Origin of the sequence: Bacillus sp. JJ1566, assembly GCF_036962685.1 — a bacterium.
GTDB lineage: Bacteria > Bacillota > Bacilli > Bacillales > Bacillaceae_L > Ferdinandcohnia.
In genome coordinates, this window is record NZ_JBALOP010000025.1 from 1 (window position 1) to 2,800 (window position 2,800).

Below are 2,800 nucleotides of genomic sequence, written 5' to 3' on the forward strand. Positions count from 1 at the left end.
TACGGGCGGATAGTTACTTTTCTTCAGCAGTCAACCGCTTCTGCTGAAGAAAATAAAAGCCTCAGGCGGATGCCACGATTTTTAAAAAGAAAATTTTCGAGGCGCAGGTTCAAAGACTAAGAACGCCACATCCTGATGTCTTCGTCTTTGTGAACCGCCTCGTGTGGGCCTAAAAAAATCTGGCGCAAATACGCCAAGGCGTAATTGATTTTGGTATTTGGTGTTTAAAGCACATATATACATACACAAACTTTTTCCACAAAGGGGAGCTAGAAAAATGAAAAAATTAATTGTAGCATTACTATCATTAGGATTATTATTTGGATGTAGCAACGATAAATCCACAAATGATAATTCCAACAACAATAACAGCAATGCATCAGGAACTGTTAATAAAGAAGAAAAAGCAGAAATCGTAACAGTTGTAATTTCTAAAAACAACGGAGAAGAAATCATCGAAGAAAAAGAAATCGAGATCGAAGCTGGAAAAGAAGTTACTGTTATGGACGTAATGCAAGAAAACTTTGAAATTGAAACACAATTTGACGGGGCTTTTGTTGCTAGCATTAACGGAGTTGCAGGCAGCGAAGCAGATAAAACATCTTGGTTTTATTCTGTAAATGGTGAGGAAGCAATGGTAGGGGCAAATGAATACAAATTGGAGCCTGAAGACAAGATTGAATTTGACCTACATAAGTGGGAATAATGAATTTATCTGTTAAAAACTTAACGCTCTTATCGATGATAATCGCATTGTCGGTTGTAGGTCGCATTATTTTTACATTCATTCCGAATGTTCAGCCGACGACAGCAATTATCATTATAACAAGCTTGTTTTTAGGACCAATCTACGGTGTGGTTGTTGCCGTTTTTAGTTCGATATTATCCAATCTTGTTATGGGAATGGGCTTATGGACAATTGGACAAATCATTGCATGGGGGGTTATTGGTTTAATAAGCGGTACTTTAAGAAAGTATCGCGACCGAATTCCAGTTGTATTACTAGCCATCTATGCAGTGTTTTGTGGTTTTCTATATGGGCTCGTGATCTCGATTCCACTTTATTTATTTTCTGGCAAGTTCCTCGCATATTACATTGCTGGACTGCCATTTGACATGAGTCATGCAATCGGAAATGGAGTGTTTTTCCTCATTCTATACCCAATTTTAAGACTACTATTACTAAAAAATGTAAGAATCGCAAAGTAAGGAAGAATATTACCAAAATATTCTTCCTTTTTTATTGAAAACATACTATATTGGGAGTGTAACTTTTTTTAAAAAACATTCGACTAATGATATGAACGGGAGGATTTGCAAAATGGATTCCTTATTTGAGGAACTATATGAAAAGTATCATCACGATGTCTTTTCCTTTTTATTTTATATGGTAAAAAATCGTGAACTGGCTGAGGATCTCGTTCAGGAAGTTTATATAAGGGTTTTAAAATCATATGATAGATTCGAAGGGAAAAGCAGTGAAAAAACATGGCTATTTTCAATTGCACGACATGTTGCAATTGATTCATTTCGAAAACAGAAAGGTTGGAAACAAAGAGTCATGGATTCCTTTGATTGGAGCCGCCAAGAAGTAAGAGATTTTGCTCCACTTCCAGAAGAAATAGCATTACAAAATGAGCAAGTCCAGATGATGTATCGCTGCTTGGACCGCTGTACGACTGATCAACGCATGGTGCTAATATTACGATATATCCAATCTCTTTCCATTGCCGAGACTGCCATGGCATTAGAATGGACAGAAAGCAAGGTAAAAACAACTCAGCATAGAGCTCTTAAGGTCTTAAAGACATATATGGAAGAATCTGGTTTAAAGGAGGGTGTAAATGATGAAAAAATCAGAGTGGAACGATGAACAACTAGAGCAAATGCTATCGCAAATGCCAACAATCAAAGATAACCGTAAGCCACAAGAGATTTATCAAAATATATCCCTTAAAACGAATAAACGAAAGAAAAAGGTGTGGATAGTTCCAACCATTGCATCTGTGGCGGCTGCGCTTCTGTTATTCATCTTGGCTCCTTCTTTCATTACTAATATGAACAGTTCAAGCTCCGACTCTGCCGAAATGGCGCGAGATAATACAAGTATTGCGATTAATAAAGAGGCTTCAAAAGATGAACCTTCTAGCACTTTACAAAAAGCAGAAGAGCCAAATCAAGATGAAGAGGCTGGCATTTTTTCATCTGAGGAGCAATCAAGCCAAAGCTACGCAGTGCATAGCGTGGGGGAAAATGAAGTTCTCTTAACATATGGGGTGTATTTGGGAGGGGTTATGTTTCCTTCCGTTGTATCGATTGTAGTGGAATCAGACGGCGAGAATGTAGTCGAGCAATGGCAAAAAAATATTCCGCAAGTAAATGAATTTATTCGACAAAATGCCGGGTTGGGGATAGATGAGATTCCGGTGTCCTACTTTGAGGATTTTTCGGAAATTACGAGAAAAGATGGATCGAAAATTATTCAGGCTGACATTGCTGAAAATGTGAATCCTCAACATTTTGCTTCAGCTGAAATGTCATCTTTCCAAATTGTATTAAATTCTTTCCGTTACTTAACTGAAAATTATCAGCATGTTGAATTATATAAAGATGGAAAGCATGGGATTCCCGACGGTGATTGGATGATTGATGAGAACTATGATGTCGAAAAAGATACAAAAAAAGCGTATTTATATTATGTGAATGAAGAATCAAACTTTAAAATTTTAGCCCAGACATATGATAATTTCGATACGATAGAAGAAGCGCTAGAGATTATGAAAATTGATTTTGAACAAGG

Annotated in this window: 4 protein-coding genes; all 4 read left to right on the top strand. The window is 37.0% G+C overall.

What is annotated here, in order from left to right:
* Window positions 1–277: 277 nt before the first annotated feature.
* Window positions 278–706, top strand: a complete 429-nt coding sequence (locus tag V7112_RS10570) for a DUF4430 domain-containing protein (protein ID WP_335418830.1) — start codon at window positions 278–280, stop codon at window positions 704–706.
* Window positions 706–1,209: an ECF transporter S component gene (locus V7112_RS10575; protein ID WP_335418833.1), complete on the top strand. Its 504-nt coding sequence runs from the start codon at window positions 706–708 to the stop codon at window positions 1,207–1,209. Before V7112_RS10570 ends, V7112_RS10575 begins: the two co-directional genes overlap by 1 nt.
* Window positions 1,210–1,321: 112 nt before the next feature.
* Entirely contained in the window at window positions 1,322–1,873 is a 552-nt protein-coding gene (gene sigX, locus V7112_RS10580) for an RNA polymerase sigma factor SigX (RefSeq protein WP_335418836.1), read from the top strand.
* Window positions 1,845–2,800, top strand: a 956-nt coding sequence (locus tag V7112_RS10585) for a hypothetical protein (RefSeq protein ID WP_335418839.1), incomplete at its 3' end; no start/stop codon positions are given. The genes sigX and V7112_RS10585, both read left to right, overlap by 29 nt.

Bases quoted from the DNA above. Each gene is read 5' to 3' on its own strand.
- V7112_RS10575 (WP_335418833.1), top strand. From the start codon at position 706: ATGAATTTATCTGTTAAAAACTTAACGCTCTTATCGATGATAATCGCA.
- V7112_RS10570 (WP_335418830.1), top strand. From the start codon at position 278: ATGAAAAAATTAATTGTAGCATTACTATCATTAGGATTATTATTTGGA.
- sigX (WP_335418836.1), top strand. From the start codon at position 1,322: ATGGATTCCTTATTTGAGGAACTATATGAAAAGTATCATCACGATGTC.